The sequence below is a fragment of the Lysinibacillus cavernae genome (assembly GCF_009724685.1).
Lineage (GTDB): Bacteria > Bacillota > Bacilli > Bacillales_A > Planococcaceae > Lysinibacillus > Lysinibacillus cavernae.
Genome location: NZ_WMEF01000001.1, coordinates 156,204 through 173,614, shown reverse-complemented (window position 1 = coordinate 173,614; position 17,411 = coordinate 156,204). Strand labels below are relative to the sequence as shown.

At 38.6% G+C, this 17,411-nt stretch carries 18 protein-coding genes; 15 read left to right on the top strand and 3 right to left on the bottom strand.

Annotated elements, in window-relative coordinates; translation table 11 throughout:
• Nucleotides 1-36 precede the first annotated feature (36 nt).
• Both GJU32_RS00835 and GJU32_RS00830 read left to right on the top strand, forming a co-directional pair.
• Complete coding sequence (locus GJU32_RS00835; RefSeq protein WP_155590068.1) at nt 37-741, top strand: amino acid ABC transporter permease; 705 nt, start codon at nt 37-39, stop codon at nt 739-741.
• Entirely contained in the window at nt 738-1,460 is a 723-nt protein-coding gene (locus tag GJU32_RS00830; RefSeq protein ID WP_155590067.1) for an amino acid ABC transporter ATP-binding protein, read from the top strand. Before GJU32_RS00835 ends, GJU32_RS00830 begins: the two co-directional genes overlap by 4 nt.
• Nucleotides 1,461-1,518: 58 nt before the next feature.
• Here the strand turns inward: GJU32_RS00830 and GJU32_RS00825 are convergent, their stop codons facing one another.
• Nucleotides 1,519-2,133, bottom strand: a complete 615-nt coding sequence (locus tag GJU32_RS00825; RefSeq protein WP_155590066.1) for a spore coat protein — start codon at nt 2,131-2,133, stop codon at nt 1,519-1,521.
• A gap of 134 nt (nt 2,134-2,267) precedes the next feature.
• On the opposite strand from GJU32_RS00825, the gene GJU32_RS00820 reads away from it, so the two are divergent.
• The 13 genes from GJU32_RS00820 (at nt 2,268) to GJU32_RS00765 (ending at nt 15,913) form a co-directional block, all read left to right on the top strand.
• Nucleotides 2,268-2,849, top strand: coding sequence for a LemA family protein (locus GJU32_RS00820; protein WP_155590065.1), 582 nt, complete (start codon nt 2,268-2,270; stop codon nt 2,847-2,849).
• Nucleotides 2,849-3,568: a TPM domain-containing protein gene (locus GJU32_RS00815; protein ID WP_155590064.1), complete on the top strand. Its 720-nt coding sequence runs from the start codon at nt 2,849-2,851 to the stop codon at nt 3,566-3,568. The genes GJU32_RS00820 and GJU32_RS00815 overlap by 1 nt, the downstream gene beginning before the upstream one ends.
• Nucleotides 3,569-4,310: 742 nt before the next feature.
• A complete protein-coding gene (locus GJU32_RS00810) occupies nt 4,311-6,584 on the top strand; it encodes a S9 family peptidase (RefSeq protein WP_155590063.1) in 2,274 nt (757 codons plus the stop codon).
• A 269-nt stretch (nt 6,585-6,853) separates the two neighbouring features.
• Entirely contained in the window at nt 6,854-7,087 is a 234-nt protein-coding gene (locus GJU32_RS00805; protein WP_155590062.1) for a glutaredoxin family protein, read from the top strand.
• Between the two features lie 234 nt (nt 7,088-7,321).
• The gene (locus GJU32_RS22995; RefSeq protein ID WP_196426587.1) at nt 7,322-7,471 is read left to right on the top strand and encodes a hypothetical protein; all 150 of its coding nucleotides are present in this window, start codon (nt 7,322-7,324) and stop codon (nt 7,469-7,471) included.
• Nucleotides 7,472-7,645: 174 nt separating this feature from the next.
• Nucleotides 7,646-8,698, top strand: coding sequence for a sugar-binding transcriptional regulator (locus GJU32_RS00800; RefSeq protein WP_155590061.1), 1,053 nt, complete (start codon nt 7,646-7,648; stop codon nt 8,696-8,698).
• Nucleotides 8,699-8,824: 126 nt separating this feature from the next.
• Nucleotides 8,825-9,841 carry a type I glyceraldehyde-3-phosphate dehydrogenase gene (gene gap, locus GJU32_RS00795; RefSeq protein ID WP_155590060.1) on the top strand — a complete coding sequence of 339 codons (1,017 nt, stop codon included), beginning with the start codon at nt 8,825-8,827 and terminating at the stop codon, nt 9,839-9,841.
• 359 nt (nt 9,842-10,200) lie between these two features.
• The gene (locus tag GJU32_RS00790; RefSeq protein ID WP_155590059.1) at nt 10,201-11,385 is read left to right on the top strand and encodes a phosphoglycerate kinase; all 1,185 of its coding nucleotides are present in this window, start codon (nt 10,201-10,203) and stop codon (nt 11,383-11,385) included.
• Between the two features lie 18 nt (nt 11,386-11,403).
• The gene (gene tpiA / locus GJU32_RS00785) at nt 11,404-12,165 is read left to right on the top strand and encodes a triose-phosphate isomerase (RefSeq protein WP_155590058.1); all 762 of its coding nucleotides are present in this window, start codon (nt 11,404-11,406) and stop codon (nt 12,163-12,165) included.
• Nucleotides 12,158-13,699, top strand: a complete 1,542-nt coding sequence (gene gpmI / locus GJU32_RS00780) for a 2,3-bisphosphoglycerate-independent phosphoglycerate mutase (protein WP_155590057.1) — start codon at nt 12,158-12,160, stop codon at nt 13,697-13,699. The genes tpiA and gpmI overlap by 8 nt, the downstream gene beginning before the upstream one ends.
• 2 nt (nt 13,700-13,701) lie before the next feature.
• On the top strand, nt 13,702-14,994 hold the full coding sequence (gene eno / locus GJU32_RS00775; protein ID WP_155590056.1) for a phosphopyruvate hydratase: 1,293 nt from the start codon (nt 13,702-13,704) through the stop codon (nt 14,992-14,994).
• Nucleotides 14,995-15,267: 273 nt separating this feature from the next.
• A complete protein-coding gene (locus GJU32_RS00770) occupies nt 15,268-15,405 on the top strand; it encodes a hypothetical protein (protein ID WP_155590055.1) in 138 nt (45 codons plus the stop codon).
• Entirely contained in the window at nt 15,392-15,913 is a 522-nt protein-coding gene (locus GJU32_RS00765) for a GNAT family N-acetyltransferase (RefSeq protein WP_155590054.1), read from the top strand. Before GJU32_RS00770 ends, GJU32_RS00765 begins: the two co-directional genes overlap by 14 nt.
• Before the next feature lie 68 nt (nt 15,914-15,981).
• Here GJU32_RS00765 and dltD read toward each other — a convergent pair whose 3' ends face one another.
• Nucleotides 15,982-17,157 (bottom strand): D-alanyl-lipoteichoic acid biosynthesis protein DltD, encoded by a 1,176-nt coding sequence (dltD, locus tag GJU32_RS00760; RefSeq protein ID WP_155590053.1) that lies wholly within the window; start codon nt 17,155-17,157, stop codon nt 15,982-15,984.
• Nucleotides 17,154-17,387 carry a D-alanine--poly(phosphoribitol) ligase subunit 2 gene (gene dltC / locus GJU32_RS00755; RefSeq protein WP_155590052.1) on the bottom strand — a complete coding sequence of 78 codons (234 nt, stop codon included), beginning with the start codon at nt 17,385-17,387 and terminating at the stop codon, nt 17,154-17,156. The genes dltD and dltC overlap by 4 nt, the downstream gene beginning before the upstream one ends.
• Nucleotides 17,388-17,411: the final 24 nt, after the last annotated feature.

The following is a 17,411-nucleotide window of genomic DNA, read 5'->3' as shown; positions in this document are numbered from 1 at the left end:
AATTTTCGTAACTTTAAAGGGGAATGGGGTTTTCGGATGGACATCTTTGACTTACGCTGGGACATTGTCTGGAACTACCGAGATATGTTTATACGAGGTATTGGCGTAACACTTATTTTGACACTTAGTGGTTATTTTGGAGGTATTCTATTAGGGCTATTTTTAGGCCTAGGGAAATTATCGAGTAAAAAATGGATTTATTGGCCATCTAAACTATATATCGATTTATTCCGTGGAACACCGATGCTTGTGCAAATTTTGTTAATTCATTTAGCAGTTATTCCAACCATCTTTGGCCATTCTTTAGGATATATGGTGTCAGGGATAACAGCGCTTATTTTAAACTGTGCTGCTTACAATGCGGAAATTTTCCGTGCAGGTATTCAAAGTATTGCAAAGGGGCAAATGGAGGCAGCTCGTTCTCTTGGGTTAACACATAATCAAGCAATGCGTAAGGTCATTTTACCACAAGCATTTAGACGTATGATTCCACCTTTAGGGAATGAATTCATCGCATTATTAAAGGATTCATCATTAGTAACAGTTATTGCGGCACCAGATATTTTATATGCTAGTAAGGTTGTAGCTGGTGCAAGCTTCCGCTTCTGGGAACCGTATATTGTTGCTGCATTACTATATTTAGTTTTAACGTATGGTGTAACAAAGATTGTCGCATATATCGAGAAACGATTTAGCAATAGTTATGTCCCTCGTAAGGCAGAAGGGCGGGAAGCAAGATGATAAAAATTGAGAACCTACACAAATATTTTGGCAAGCTTGAAGTATTAAAAGGAATCGATTATGAAATCCAAGAAAAACAAGTTGTTTGTGTGATTGGGCCGTCAGGTTCAGGGAAAAGTACATTTTTACGATGCATTAATATGCTAGAAGAAGTAACAGATGGGGCAATTTATATTGAAAATGTGCAGATTAATGATCCGAAAACGAATATCAATGAAATTCGAGCAGAAGTTGGTATGGTGTTTCAACAATTTAACTTGTTCCCACATATGACTGTTATCGATAATGTTACGATGGCACCTATGCAAATTCGGAAAATGAGTCGTTCAGAGGCTGAAGAACTAGGACATGAGTTATTGAAAAAGGTAGGGCTCGACAGCAAGGCCTATAATTATCCTGAGCAGCTATCAGGTGGTCAACAACAGCGTGTAGCTATTGCACGTGCCTTGGCAATGAAACCAAAAGCTATTTTATTTGATGAGCCTACTTCGGCACTTGATCCTGAAATGGTGAAGGAAGTGCTAGATGTTATGAAAAATCTAGCTGCTGAAGGGATGACAATGATTGTTGTAACGCACGAAATGGGCTTTGCTCGTGAAGTTGGCGATAGAGTAGTCTTTATGGATGGAGGGTATATCGTAGAAGAAGGCTCACCAGAGGAATTGTTTGGTAATCCGCAAAGTGAGCGCACAAAGGCGTTTTTAGGAAAGGTACTATAATTAGAGTTTATCTTGTTAAAACAGTCCATGGTGAGAATTTATCACCATGGACTGTTTTTTAATGAAGGGGATTAGTAGTTGTGTCGTATGCATTAAGCATGGTTTGCATATCTTGTTGAGAGTACTGAGGTACTTGATAATAACCATGTTTATTTTGGTAAATGGATAATTCGTATGCCATTTCAATGCAGTTGGGAATACTATCAGCAACAACACGACGAACGACAGGGTTTGTCGTTTCCGTTGCGGCAGCAGTCATACATTTTGCTGCTCCCTTTTGAGCACCTAGTAAGAAACCGGAAATGGCTTCATCATTAATTTCATTGGCATTTTGCATTGGCTTTTTCGGTTGCCCTGGAGTTAAACCGTATTTAAAATCATTGCCTGTTTCCATTTGGTATCGTCCAGTTGGAACAGAAGGGTCATGCCCTGTTTTAAAGGACTCTACAATTGTATTGTACATACCTAAAGTGAAATTATATTGGCGATCCAAAATAGTGAGTAATTCCGGATCTTTCACTTGTGGACGTAAAATAATGGATTGGTTCATACCTGCAATAATTTCGCCAATTGTTTCATGCATGTCCATCATCTCATGACCACCATGATTTAGACTATGTTGTTGATTGAAATTTGTTTGATTTGATGATTCATTGTAAAACGATTGTGACAAAAAAAACGCCTCCTCAATGATATTTTGTTGCAGTATTTAGTATGTCGAGTCAAGTGAAATTCATACGGTATAAATGTAAAGACAAAAATATAGACTAATGCCATAAGGAAATGCAAGTTGAGGAGGTTTTAGAATTGAAAAAATGGCTTGGACCAATTGGGATACTTATCATCATTCTTATTGTATTCGCCTTATTATTCATTCCTAAATATAATAGATTGGTGACAGCAGAGGAAAATGTTGATTCTAAATGGGCTCAAGTTGAAAATCAACTCCAACGTCGCTTCGATCTAATTCCCAATTTGGTTGAATCTGTGAAAGGCTATGCGAATCATGAACAAGAGGTGATTACAAATATTACGGAGGCACGTGCGCAAATGGGCAGTGCTAACACACCTAAGGAGCAAGCTGTTGCAAATGATGCTTTAACGGGTGCACTTAGCCGTTTACTTGTAGTTGTTGAAAGTTACCCTAACTTAAAGGCAGATGCCAATTTCCGTCAGTTGATGGATGAGCTAGCAGGCACTGAAAATCGCTTGGCTGTAGCACGCGAGGATTACAATAATGAGGTACAACAATTTAATAAACAAGTTAAACGTTTCCCAGGTAATATAATCGCAGGAATGTTTGGGTTTGAACAAAAAGAATATTTTAAAGCAGCGGCAGGAGCTGACAAGGTACCATCTATCGATTTTAGTCAATCAGGTACACAATAATGAAACGTCGCATTGTACAGATGATCGTCATTTGTTCAGCGCTTCTTTTTTTTACGAATATGACGAAAGCAGCTATGCCATCACCAATGAAAAATACGTATGTACATGACTTTGCCAATGTTTTATCTGCCAATTTGAAAAAAGAATTAAACCAATACTCAGAGCAGTTAGATAAAGGCACAAGTGCTGAAATCATGGTTGTAACAATTGATAGTCTTCATGAACAAGAGTCGAAAATGTATGCAACAAAAATGATTCGTTCATGGGGGATAGGTGATAAAGAAAAAAATAACGGTGTCTTAATTTTAGCCACATTTGGGCAAGGCGAAGGAAAGAATGATGTAGTAATAGCTGTTGGTCAAGGATTAGAGGGCCCTTTACCTGATGGTAAATTAGGACGTATTTTAGATCATGCATTTTACCCTTCTGCTAGTACGGGTGACATTGATCAAGCGTTTCAAGCTACGTATGCTGAAGTATTTCGCGCTGTTGCCGAAGAATATAACTGGAATGGTGAATTACCAGCAGGAGCAAACGAAGATGAAGACATGCCAACTTGGTTAATTATTTTAATCATTATCGTAGTTATCATTATTTATTCGTTCTTTTCGAAAGGTGGCGGAGGTCCACGAGCTGGAGGCTATGGTGGTTACCCAGGTGGCTTTGGTGGGTTCGGTGGTGGCTCTTCCGCAGGCGGAGGAGCAAGCCGAAAATTTTAATAGTAATACCTAGCGAACTAATTGTTTAGTTCGCTTCATAGTGTTATAAAACCAAACGATCAATAGAAATATTGTGAAAGGTGAAAATGACTTTCCGTTGCAGGCTACTTGCTTTCCTGTGGGCGAGCGCCGAGCCGCTTCCTCCGCTACCGCTCCGTGCAGGGGCTCGCCTGTCTCGCTATCCCACGGGAGTCAAGTAGCCTTCCACTCCAACTCACAAAATGTTAACTTTTTAGCAAAGGTTTTCAAATAAAATGTAGGTATTCACTATTCATTTTATGGAGAGGTGGTGTTGTCACTATTCACTTCTCTACATTGAAAATAAGAGCTTATCCTTTTTTTAATTATACAAATAATCTAGGGCTAGTATAAAAGATAAGGAAAAGACTCTTTTGCCACATGGTTGATTGGAGTGGAGCCAGCGTCACTCCTAGGGGATTTAGCGTCACAGCTGAGACCCTGGAGCGAACGCAGTGAGTGAAGCGGCTCATCGGACGCCCCCTGGAAAGGACGCTGGCGGAACGGAAATCAACCCCTCGCCTTTCAAAATGGCTGTTTCTGCCGTTGACATCACCTTTTTTCAAAAACAAGAGCGAACTAATTGTTTAGTTCGCTTTCATTATGAGTGAAAAAAAGTAATGATCATTAAAAAATATCAATCATTGACAATAATACAAAAATTGGTATAATTTGAATATATCGACTTTCGATATAACGTAAACTGATATAGGGAGGAATCATTTTGAAAAAAAGGTTTTTATCTGCATCATTAGCAATTATTTTAACAACATCTGCTGTTATTCCTGTAACAATGCAAGAAGTACGCGCTGCCAACGAAACAAACAGTGTCGTACTAGCACAAGAGGAACATATGTCTGCACAGGAATTTTTAAATTTATCTGTAACAACTTTAACATTCCAGCATGGATCAGATGCAATGCGTCAACAAATTATTGATACATGGGTAAAGGCTGGGGAGTTCACAAATTTAAGTTTGTCGATTAAACGGGATGAAGCGGCTCGTATTTTAGTAAGAGCTTTAAATAAAGAAGAAAAAGAAGCTTCACTTGCTGAGTATTTAGAGAAAGCAAATAAGCTAGGTTTATTTAAGGATGTGTCATTGAGCACTGACTTTATTTCAAAACAAGATGCAGTGAAACTGTTAAGCAATGCAAAAAATATAAAAAATGGTTCCAATCATGAAGGTGTAAAGGAAACTTCTGTTGAAGACTTCATGAAAAATCCAGGAAATTTCGGCTATGAGCTTTCACCTGATGGCAATTATATTACGTTTGCCTCAGCATGGGAGAGCCGTTCGAATGTATTTGTGAAAAAAATGAATGACGATAGTGAGCCAGTTCGTGTCTCAAGCTCAAAAGATCGTGATATTGCAGGATTCTTCTGGAAAGATGATACTCTACTTTATTTAAAAGATAAAGGTGGAGATGAAAACTACCATATTTATTCTACAACATTTAATGGCTCTGTGGAAAAAGATTTAACGCCTTATCCAAATGTAACAGTAGGGATATTAAGTAGCCTTCAAGGTGTTAAAGACGAAATTCTAATTATGATGAATAAAGAGGATGCAACTGTTTTTGATGTGTACAAGCTGAATGTAAAGACGGGTGAGACGACTCATGTTGCAAAAAACCCAGGGAATGTAACAAGCTGGTTAGCAGATCGTAATGGAAATGTACGCATTGCGGTTGCATCTGATGGTGTGGAAGGGACTGTCCTTTATCGAGATTCTGAAAAGGATGAATTCAAACCATTTATTGAAATGAAGGCTGGGGATGAAGTAATGCCACTAGCATTCTCCAAAGACAATAAATCTATTTATGCAACCTCAAACAAAGGCAGAGACAAAGTAGAAGTAGTGAAGTATGACTTGCAAGGGAATGAAGAAGTAATTATGTCCAATGATGAAGTGGATGTTTCGGGGGTATTGTATAACGCTGAACAAGATAAATTGTTGTATGGTGCTTATATTACTGACAAAACACATTATCAATTCTTTGATCAGGACTTTGAAAAACTATTCCGTAAAATTCAAAATAAACTTGGTGTGCATGAAAGTGAATTAGGGATCAATGACTACAATAAAGAGATGACAAAATTTATTGTGAGTGTTTCAAGTGACACCGTTTATGGAAAATATTATTACTATGATTCAATTACAGACAAATTAACAGAATTGGCCACTTTAAGTCCATGGTTAAACTCAGAGGAACTTGCAGAAATGCATCCAATTTCTTATAAGAGTCGAGATGGCTTAACAATCAATGGTTATTTAACTTTACCGAAAAATAAAGAAGCTAAAGATCTACCTCTTATCGTAAATCCACACGGTGGACCGTGGGCTCGTGATATGTGGGGCTTCAATCCAGAAGTACAGTTATTAGCAAACAGAGGTTATGCCGTGCTACAAGTGAATTTCCGCTCCTCAACTGGCTATGGGAAAGAATTCCTTCAGGCAGGTAATAAGCAATGGGGGTTAAAAATTCAAGACGATATTACAGATGGAGTCCAATGGGCGATTGACCAAGGCATCGCAGATCCCGAGCGTATTGGTATTTATGGAGCATCATTTGGTGGTTATGCAACGTTAGCGGGTATTACGTATACGCCAGATTTATATGCTGCGGCAGTAGACTATGTAGGGGTATCTAACATTTTCACTTTATTAGATACGATTCCTCCATACTGGGAAACTATGCGTAACATGTTTTATGAGCGAGTAGGTCACCCAGAGAAGGACAAAGAATTATTAACAGCTGTTTCACCTGTCTTCCATGCGGATAAAATAAAAACACCTTTGTTTGTCGCTCAAGGTGCAAACGATCCACGTGTTAATAAAGCAGAATCGGATCAAATTGTGGAAGCTTTGCGTGCTAGAGGCGTAGACGTAGAGTATATGCTAAAGGATAACGAAGGGCATGGCTTCGCGAACGAAGAAAACAAAATTGATTTCTATAATGCCATGGTGAAATTCTTCGACAGTCATTTAAAATAACATGAAACAAAAGGCATTGACGTGCAGCTTGCTCGCACACAATGCCTTTTTCCGTTCTAATGAAGAAATACACTGAGCTAGTTCTGCAATACCGTTGTGAATGAAGTGTTCATTCACTTGAGTGATACTTAATCGAATAAGGTTATCTCTTTTATAATCTGGTAAAAACATTCTAGTGGCATCATCCATGTTCACTCAAAAGCTGTCAATGAGTAGAAGAGGCTTCTAGCTAGTACTTTCGTTTATAATAAAATAAGGAGGTGCTATCCATGATTGTAAAATTTTTTAGTCGGGCAAATTGTCCATTGTGTGTAGAGGGATTGCAAACATTAAAGCTTGTACAGGAAGATGTACCATTTGATATTGACATGATTGATATTGAACAGGATGATCACATACACGAAAAATATATGCTCATGATTCCGGTAGTAGAAAAGGATGGCGTTGTAATCCAGTATGGCAATCTGGATTATGCCACGTTGATGGAGCATTTAGGTAGTTAATTAAGCAAACGTGTAAAAAGTTATTAACGGTAAAAATTTCTCTAATATTAGCTGTGATTCACACAATTCACAAATTGTTCAATGAAAGCGTTTTGAATTTGAACAGTTTGTGAAGACCTTCACATTGGACTTTCTTTTATTAAAAATCGGAGTAGAATAGGTATCAAGTAAGAAGTTGTTATAAAACAGTTTATCAAAAGTATCACAAATTTTAGTGATTGTTATATTACAAAAATGAATGTTGTGAAGGGAGATTTTACAATGTGGGTTATTACAGTATTTGAGAAAAAGGATGTTCGTATTTTTGAATTTACAAATAAAAGTGAAGCAACAAAAGCTTTAGAAGGATTTAAGAAGAACGCGATTTTATCTTTCACAAAATAAGCTCATCAAAGTCTCGTAGCTGTTTTCATGGCTGCGAGGCTTTTTTTAATCCAAAACTATACAATTACTTGCGCTTTAAAACAAAGCGTATTATAATAAAACCATAAGTGGGACACAAAATTATATAGTGGGATAAATTATGACCCACGACTATTGATAAGGGAGTAGATAAATATGTTAACTGTTCCAGAGGCACAGCAAAGGCTACTTCCTGAAATGTATCCGCTTCTGCAATCAAGATATCGAATTTTGCAAGCCGTTCAACTCACGCAGCCCATCGGACGACGCACACTCGCAGATTCATTGAAAATGACAGAAAGAGAAATACGCAAAGAAACTGACATTTTACGTGAACAAGGGTTATTAGATTCGCAAAAGTCGGGTATGGTATGTACAGATGATGGTGAATTAGTTATTGAAAAATTAAGAGCCATCGTTTACGAATGGTCTGGTCTAACCCAGCTTGCAAAAGTGCTTGAAAACCATTTTGGCATACAACGAGTAGTTGTTGTTCCTGGGGATTACAATGAAGACGATACGATCCTAACCTTGCTTGGCAAAGAAGCGGCACTCCAATTTATGTCCGCGGCTTTTGATGAGCAGGTAGTAGCTGTCACTGGCGGTAAATCTGTCGGCTCTCTTGCACAATTTTTACATCCACTAGAAATACAAAAGGATATTACTTTTGTTGCTGCACGTGGAGGGATTGGACATGAGATGCAAATGCAAGCTAATACGCTTGTTGCAACATTTGCCACGCAGATGGAGGCACAATACCGTACATTGTTTTTACCAGAGCATTTAAGTGAGCAAGCTTATCAAGCGATGCTAACAGAGCCGATGGTAACTGAAATGATGGCATTTTATGATCAAGCAGATTGTGTTATTCATGGAATTGGCTCTGCTGAGGAAATGGCGATTCGTCGTAACTCATCTCCAGAGGATTTGCGAATTCTAGAGGAGAAGGGCGCCGTAAGTGAAGCTTTTGGTTATTACTTTAACGCTGAAGGAGAAATCGTACATCGTATTCGCACGATCGGTATTCAACTTGAGCAGGTAAAAAACAGTCAGCAAGTCATTGCAGTTGCAGCAGGAAAACAAAAGGTCAATGCCATGCTTTCTTATTTTAAAGTGGCACCAAAGCAAACAATATTTATAACAGATGAAGCAGCGGCAAAAGCAATTGCTGCCAATTTATCTTCTATAGAAGACAACCATCTTGAATGATGGGACAGTACCAATCAAGTCACTCTTTCTCAGAAAGTGTTTCAACACTTTTTGAATGAGCATAAAGCAAATTTAATGTCTCTATTCATTAGAGGCAGATAATACACATTATTGGAGGAATTAACAATGGCATTAAAATTAGCGATTAATGGATTTGGACGTATTGGACGTTTAGTATTTCGTGAGGCAATGAAGCATGATGAATTTGAAGTAGTAGCCGTAAACGACTTAACAGATGCTGGTCAGCTTGCACACTTATTGAAATATGATTCAGTCCACGGTATCTATGATGCTGAAGTCAATGCAGATGAAGATTCTTTCGTAGTAAATGGTCAACGCGTAAAAGTATATGCTGAAAAAGATCCAGCACAATTACCATGGGGTGAATTAGGTGTAGACGTAGTTCTTGAATGTACGGGTCGATTCCGTTCAATGGAAGAAGTAGGCAAACATATTGAAGCAGGTGCGAAGAAAGCAATTCTATCTGCGCCAGCTAAAGGGGCAATGCCTACGTTTGTCATGGGTGTAAACCACAAGGACTATAATCCAGCAACTGATGATGTCATCTCAAATGCTTCATGTACAACAAACTGTCTTGCACCAGTAGCAAAAGTGTTAGATGAAAAATTTGGCATTGAACGCGGTATGATGACAACAATTCACTCTTATACAAATGACCAACGAATTCTAGATTTCCCACACTCTGACCCACGTCGTGCACGTGCAGGAGCAGTGTCTATGATACCAACAACAACAGGTGCAGCGGTAGCTGTTTCAAAAGTATTACCACAATTAAAAGGTAAGCTAGATGGTTTCTCTATGCGTGTACCAACACCAAACGTATCATGTGTGGACTTAGTCGTAGAATTAAATGCAGAAGTAACAAAAGAGTCAATCAATGCGGTATTAAAAGAAGCTTCTGAAAATGAATTAAAAGGCATTTTAGATTACAATGAACTGCCATTAGTATCAATTGATTATAATGGTAACCATTATTCATCTACTGTAGATGGTCTTTCAACAATGGTGTTAGAAAACAAAATGGTGAAGGTACTTGCTTGGTATGATAACGAAATTGGTTACTCTACTCGCTTAATGGACTTAGCTTTATATATTGCTGAGCAAGGTTTAAACCATAAATAAGTATCATATTTCGACATTTTGAGTAAAAAGTGTGACATAATACTGCTTTTTATGCACAAAAAGTATAGCCTTTATAATATCGAATAGATATAATATACAAGGGTAAAGAGAGTAAGGGATTTTACCCCTTACTCTCTTTTTATACACGATCAAGCAATTGCAAGACATTACACTTAACTTTTGCTACTATAAAAACAAGTATTAGGGTTCATTATCAAAAGTTGGGGATTCTTCTTCCTTCTAGATGATGTACCAAAAAAGTGCAAAGTGCCTTTTCTATTTAGTAAGCATGGTGTGGAGCCAAGATGGGTAAAACACAAAGATGTAAGACTAAAACGAACTTTGAAGGGAGTTTCTTCATGTTAAATAAGAAGACAATGAAAGATATTGATGTAAAAGGTAAACGCGTTTTTGTACGTGTAGATTTTAATGTACCAATGGCAGATGGTGAAATTACAGATGAAACACGTATTCGTGCAGCCATTCCTACAATTGAGTATTTAGTAGAGCAAGGTGCCAAAGTAATTTTAGCTTCTCACTTAGGACGTCCAAAGGGTGAGGTAAAAGAGGACATGCGCTTAACAGCAGTTGGTATTCGCTTAGCTGAATTAATGGGCAAGCCTGTTACAAAGCTAGATGAATCAATTGGGCTAGCGGTGGAAGAAGCTATTGCGAACATGCAAGATGGGGGCATTGTGCTACTTGAAAACGTGCGTTTCCATGCAGGCGAAGAGAAAAATGATCCAGCATTAGCACAACAGTTTGCTCAACTAGCTGATATTTATGTTAATGATGCTTTCGGTGCAGCTCACCGTGCACATGCTACTACAGAAGGGATTGCTAAGCATATTCCAGCTGTATCTGGTTTCCTAATGCAAAAGGAATTAGATGTACTGGGCAAAGCATTATCGAACCCTGAACATCCATTTACAGCGATTATCGGTGGTGCCAAAGTAAAAGATAAAATTGGTGTTATCGAAAGTTTATTAGAAAAAGTAGATCACTTAATTATCGGTGGCGGACTATCCTTTACATTTATCAAGGCACAGGGCTACGATATCGGTAAATCTTTGTTAGAAGAAGATAAAATTGAGCTAGCAAAATCCTTTATTGAAAAAGCAAAAGCAAAAGGCGTGCAATTACATATGCCAATTGATGCTGTAGTGGCGAATGAATTTTCAAAAGATGCTGAAACACAAGTTGTTGATGTAGACGCTATTCCAGCTGATTGGATGGGTCTAGACATAGGACCAAAAACGGCTGCTAACTACGCAGAAGTAATCAAAAACTCTAAATTAATCATTTGGAACGGCCCAATGGGTGTCTTTGAAATGGATAAATTTGCGAGCGGTACAAAAACGGTTGCTGACGCAATGGCGACAACAACAGGTTATACAGTAATCGGTGGAGGTGATTCTGCAGCTGCTGTTGAAAAATTTGAAGTAGCAGATAAAATGAATCACATTTCTACAGGCGGCGGTGCTTCCCTAGAATTAATGGAAGGCAAAGAGCTTCCAGGGATTGTAGCACTAAACGATAAATAAACAATCGGAGGCAAAATGATGCGTAAACCAATTATTGCAGGGAACTGGAAAATGTTTAAGACATTTGAAGAAGCTATTCAGTTTGTAGATGCCGTACAGGATAAACTTCCTTCCAATGACAAAGTAGATGCTGTTGTTTGCGCACCAGCTCTTTATCTACCTACACTTGTGCAGGTTGCTAGTGAGTCAGAGTTAGCGATTGGTGCACAAACAATGCACTATGAAAATGAAGGTGCCTTTACTGGTGAAATTAGCCCATCACAGCTAGCGAGTGTAGAAGTAGATTATGTCATTTTAGGTCACTCAGAACGTCGTGAATATTACAATGAAACAGATGAAGGGATTAATAAAAAGGTAGCAGCAGCACTCGCACATAGTATCGTGCCAATTATTTGCTGCGGCGAAACGCTGGAAGAACGTGAAGCAGGCACGACAGAGCAAAAGGTTGCGGGTCAAATTAAAGCGGCACTTGCTAGTTTTGAAGCACAGCAAGTAGAGCATATGGTCATTGCGTATGAACCGATTTGGGCGATTGGTACTGGTAAAACAGCTACGGCAGACGATGCAAATCAAGTATGTGGAGCGATTCGAGGAGTAATCGAAGAGCTATACAATGCTAAAACGGCAAATGCTGTTCGCATTCAATATGGTGGAAGCGTCAAGCCTGACAACATTCAGGAGCTTTTATCGAAAGAACATATTGATGGTGCATTAGTTGGTGGAGCAAGCCTACAACCAGAATCTTATTTAACATTATTGGAGGCGGCAGCAAATGCCTAAAAAGCCAGTAGCATTAATTATTTTAGATGGCTTTGCATTTCGAGATGAAACATTTGGAAATGCAGTAGCGCAGGCGAACAAGCCAAATTTTGATCGATATTGGAGCCAGTTCCCTCATGCCTCATTAACAGCATCAGGAGAAGCCGTTGGATTACCAGAAGGACAAATGGGGAATTCAGAGGTGGGGCATCTAAATATCGGTGCGGGACGTATTATATATCAAAGCTTAACACGCCTAAATAAATCAATTCGTGAAGGCGATTTTTATACAAATCAAGCATTTTTAGACGCTATTGAATATGTAAAAGTTCATCAGTCGAAACTACATGTTATGGGCCTATTATCAGATGGTGGTGTTCATAGTCATTATGAGCATATGTTTGCTCTTTTAAAGCTAGCTAAACAACAGGGCTTAGAAGACGTTTTCGTACATGGCTTCTTAGATGGTCGAGATGTTGGACCAACAACAGCATTAGACTATATCGAAGAAACAGAAAAACAAATGGCTGAAATTGGTGTAGGTCAATTTGCTTCTATTCATGGACGATACTATGCGATGGACCGTGATAAACGTTGGGACCGTGTTGCACTCACTTATAATGTACTTGTCGATGGTGTTGGGCAAACAGCAGAAAGTGCAAAAAGTGGCGTTGCTGCATCCTATGAACGTGAAGTAACAGATGAATTTGTCATTCCATTTAGCATTCAAGAGCATGGTGAGCCAGTGGCGACGATAAACGATAATGACGCAGTTATTTTCTTTAATTTCCGTCCTGATCGTGCCATTCAGCTATCAACAGTATTCACAAATCAAACATTTGATGGTTTTGCTGTATCTGCGAAGCATCCAAAGAATTTAAAGCTTGTATCCTTCACACATTATAGTGACGAGGTCAATGCACAGGTTGCCTATGAAAATGACAACTTGAAAAATACGATTGGTGAAGTATTAGCAATGAATGGAAAAACACAGTTACGCATTGCCGAAACAGAAAAATATCCACACGTTACATTCTTTATGAGTGGTGGACGTGAGGAAAAATTCCCGGGTGAAGAACGTATTTTAATTGCATCTCCAAAGGTTGCCACATACGATCTAAAACCTGAAATGTCAGCCTATGAGGTGACAGAAGCATTGCTAGCAGAAATAGCGGCTGATAAATTTGATGGCATTATTCTTAACTTTGCTAACCCTGATATGGTTGGTCATAGTGGAATGCTTGAGCCAACTATAAAAGCCATTGAAGCAGTAGATGAATGTCTAGGGAAAGTAGTAGATGCTCTCCTTGCAAAAGGTGGCGCAGCTATTATTACAGCTGACCATGGTAACTCTGATGAAGTATTAACTTTAGCTGGGGAGCCAATGACAGCTCATACAACTAATCCTGTTCCAGTAATTGTGACAAAACCAAATATAGTGTTAAGAAATGGTGGCATTTTAGCCGATTTAGCGCCAACCATGTTAGAATTATTAGAGGTGTCACAACCTACTGAAATGACAGGACAATCATTAATTGAAAAAGAGGAGAATTAATTATGCCATTTATTACACAGATTTATGCGCGCGAAGTTTTAGACTCACGTGGGAACCCAACAGTAGAGGTTGAAGTATTTACAGAATCAGGCGCATTTGGACGCGCAATCGTACCATCAGGTGCATCAACAGGTGAATACGAAGCGGTAGAATTACGCGATGGTGACAATTCTCGTTACCTAGGCAAAGGTGTATTAAAAGCAGTTGAAAATGTTAACACAATTATTGCGCAAGAATTAGAAGGTAACTATTCAGTTCTTGACCAAGTTGTCATTGACAAAGCTTTAATCGAGCTAGATGGCACAGAAAATAAAGGCAAGCTAGGTGCCAACGCAATTCTAGGTGTATCCATGGCAGTTGCACATGCTGCGGCAGATTATTTAGACGTACCTCTTTATCAATATCTTGGTGGGTTTAACTCAAAACAATTACCAGTACCTATGATGAACATTTTAAATGGTGGCGCTCACGCAGATAACAATGTAGACATTCAAGAATTCATGGTTATGCCTGTTGGTGCAGAATCTTTCCGTCATGCATTACGTATTGGCGCTGAAATTTTCCACAGCTTAAAGGCAGTACTTAAAGCAAAAGGCTATAACACAGCAGTAGGTGACGAAGGTGGTTTCGCACCAAACCTTGGCTCTAACGAAGAAGCGATCACTGTCATCTTAGAAGCGATTGAAAAAGCAGGCTACAAACCAGGCGAAGAAGTGAAACTTGCGATGGACGTAGCATCATCTGAACTATTTAATAAAGAAGACGGCAAATATCACTTAGATGGTGAAGGTGTTGTGAAAACTTCTGAAGAAATGGTTGATTGGTACGAAGAGTTAACAAACAAATACCCAATTATTTCAATTGAAGACGGCTTAGACGAAAATGACTGGGCTGGACACAAGCTATTAACGGATCGTATCGGTAGTCGCGTACAATTAGTAGGTGATGACCTATTTGTAACAAATACGAAAAAATTATCGGCTGGTATTGAGCAAGGCGTAGGGAATGCGATCCTTATCAAAGTTAACCAAATCGGTACATTAACAGAAACGTTTGAAGCGATTGAAATGGCGAAACGTGCAGGCTACACAGCAGTTATCTCTCACCGTTCAGGTGAATCAGAAGATGCAACAATTGCTGATATCGCAGTTGCAACAAACGCTGGTCAAATTAAAACGGGTGCTCCATCACGTACAGACCGTGTAGCTAAATATAACCAACTTCTTCGCATTGAAGATCAACTTGGTTCAACAGCTGAGTACCTTGGTTTAAAATCATTCTATAACTTAAAATAAGCTATGAATTAGTAGCTACGCTGAAATCGTCTCAAAAGTACAATCATACTTTTGAGACGATTTGTTTTGTTGTGCTTATTGAGAGAAATTGATATCAGGGGAGAGTCCTAGGGCAAAATGGGACATTCGAGCAGAATAGAGCATATCACGGTTAAAATGATTATAATAGCTAAGAAGCGTATAGATTTTAGAAAGTTTTGAACGGGAAAATACTATAGAAAAAAAATTCAAGTTTTTGCTGGAACAGACCATCTTCTTTTAAGAAGATTTAATATGGATGATACAAAGGAACAATGGGTTGATGAATATCATTATTCCATTTTAACGTCTGAATGGGAGAATAGTAAATTTGGCTTTAAGCTTCTAGCCATACAGATGAAAGGAGAGCAGGATGATAATGAAAATACTTGAAACTGAACGACTTATACTGCGCTTACAAACAACAGATGATGCGAAATTTATTCTTGAACTAGTGAATGATCCTTCGTGGATACAATTCATTGGTGACCGCGGTGTGAAGACCGTAGAGGAGGCGTCTAGTTATATAGAAAATGGTCCAATACGCATGTATGAGCAATTCGGATTCTGCCTATATTTAGTTGAAAAAAAAGAAGATCAAACCCCGATTGGAATTTGCGGTTTCGTAAAAAGAGAATCGCTAGAAGATGTAGATATTGGATTCGCTTTTCTCCCTGATTATTGGGGAAAAGGATATGCCTATGAAGCAGCGTCAGCTGTATTAGCATATGGTATAGATACACTAGGGTTAAATCGAATTGTGGCCATCACAACCCAGGATAATCACGCGTCAGCTAAGTTACTCGAAAGAATAGGCTTGCAGTTTGAAGGGCTACTCCAATTCTCCAATGATCCTGAAGATCTTAGACTTTTCTCATTAAATTATGATGAAAGCAAATGAAAATAAATAAGGTCAGTCTGTAGTGATTTAACACTTCAGACTGACCCTCCATTAGCTAATAAAACGGATTATTGCTGTGCCCAATATTTATCCATATGCTGGTCCAGATAGACCCAGCCTTTCCAACCCATATGAATCGTATCCATAATAAAATAAGGATCGTACTCATGGTCTGTAAAATCAACGTAGTCGACATTGGCATCCTTTAAAATTTGCTCCATCTTCGCGTAGTACTTTTGACGACGCTCCTCAGGATAGCCATTATAATCATACCAATAACCGTTAACGGGGATAGAGACGAATAATGGCTTAGCACCAGCATCCTTTAACACATCCATGACTAACTGAAAATCCTTATATTCTGGAGATTCCGTATAGTCTTCATGCTTTCTCATGTCCTTAAACTTTGAAAAATTAGCGTTAACCAGGCGCTTATAAGCGCGGTTTTCAATCATGTATTCATTGGATACACGTTTCTTCCCATATGCTTCAGCAGCCTGCACTTGCTGTTCAAAGGATTGATTGGCAATGAGCTTATCATTACTTTTTAAGGGATGACCTTTACGTGGGAATAGCGAATAATATAAATCCTTTTTTTCTAGCAATTCCTTATGAAAACGTCCTGCCACCATGGCCATACGTCCAGTAATCGGTTTTTCTTTGCCGTTTGACATTTGGTATTGATACATCGTTTTTAAGAGACGATCTCGCTTGACGGTATCAAATTCTAACAGGCGTTCCATTGCACGTTTACGAAGGTCGGCATCCATCTCTTGATTAAACGCTAAATCATAGGCCTGTAACATAGAGTAATTTGGTGAAAAATGAAATTCACCCATGCCTCTCTCCGTAAACCATTGTGGAGAAATGATAAAGACTACTTTTTTATCCTTTAAATTTTTCTCTTGTGTAGCAAAATTTAAAAAATGGGTAATGGACTGCATGCCCCCACGACCTATCATAAATGTCGAATACGGAGCATCGGTTGCACGTGCATAATTATATGGGTGGAACGGGTCAAAACGATTTAATTCTGACGAACCGTATAAAGGCATAGAATTAGACTCCTGCAACATTCGCTCCTGTAAATACGCACCTTGGAATACAAGCGGAGACATATTTGTTTTGGCTTGCTCAACATCCTCATCTGAAATCCATGCTTTGATCCAAGCGTTAGGGAAGAAGACAAAGCCAGTAAAAAGTGCTAAGGCAATAAATAGAGATAGAAAGCCTTTCTTTATCATTGTCTTTCAGCTAATTTCCCTGCAATTCGGTTAGGCGTATTCCATTCTTCACGATTAAAATCAGTAATCGGTACAGAAATAGAAAAACGATTTTCAATTTCTACTAATAAATTAATTGTACCAAATGAGTCTAGAAGACCTTCTTCGAATAAATCAATATCTGGGTTTTCTACAATAATTTCATCTTCACATAACTCGACTAGCATTTCTAAAACTTGTTGTTTATCCATTAATAATTCTCCTTTATTGAACAG

Bases quoted from the DNA above. Each gene is read 5' to 3' on its own strand.
- GJU32_RS00835 (WP_155590068.1), top strand. From the start codon at position 37: ATGGACATCTTTGACTTACGCTGGGACATTGTCTGGAACTACCGAGAT.
- GJU32_RS00830 (WP_155590067.1), top strand. From the start codon at position 738: ATGATAAAAATTGAGAACCTACACAAATATTTTGGCAAGCTTGAAGTA.
- GJU32_RS00815 (WP_155590064.1), top strand. From the start codon at position 2,849: ATGAAACGTCGCATTGTACAGATGATCGTCATTTGTTCAGCGCTTCTT.
- GJU32_RS00805 (WP_155590062.1), top strand. From the start codon at position 6,854: ATGATTGTAAAATTTTTTAGTCGGGCAAATTGTCCATTGTGTGTAGAG.
- GJU32_RS22995 (WP_196426587.1), top strand. From the start codon at position 7,322: ATGAATGTTGTGAAGGGAGATTTTACAATGTGGGTTATTACAGTATTT.
- GJU32_RS00800 (WP_155590061.1), top strand. From the start codon at position 7,646: ATGTTAACTGTTCCAGAGGCACAGCAAAGGCTACTTCCTGAAATGTAT.
- gap (WP_155590060.1), top strand. From the start codon at position 8,825: ATGGCATTAAAATTAGCGATTAATGGATTTGGACGTATTGGACGTTTA.
- GJU32_RS00790 (WP_155590059.1), top strand. From the start codon at position 10,201: ATGTTAAATAAGAAGACAATGAAAGATATTGATGTAAAAGGTAAACGC.
- tpiA (WP_155590058.1), top strand. From the start codon at position 11,404: ATGCGTAAACCAATTATTGCAGGGAACTGGAAAATGTTTAAGACATTT.
- gpmI (WP_155590057.1), top strand. From the start codon at position 12,158: ATGCCTAAAAAGCCAGTAGCATTAATTATTTTAGATGGCTTTGCATTT.
- eno (WP_155590056.1), top strand. From the start codon at position 13,702: ATGCCATTTATTACACAGATTTATGCGCGCGAAGTTTTAGACTCACGT.
- GJU32_RS00770 (WP_155590055.1), top strand. From the start codon at position 15,268: ATGGATGATACAAAGGAACAATGGGTTGATGAATATCATTATTCCATT.
- GJU32_RS00765 (WP_155590054.1), top strand. From the start codon at position 15,392: ATGAAAATACTTGAAACTGAACGACTTATACTGCGCTTACAAACAACA.
- dltD (WP_155590053.1), bottom strand. From the start codon at position 17,157: ATGATAAAGAAAGGCTTTCTATCTCTATTTATTGCCTTAGCACTTTTT.
- dltC (WP_155590052.1), bottom strand. From the start codon at position 17,387: ATGGATAAACAACAAGTTTTAGAAATGCTAGTCGAGTTATGTGAAGAT.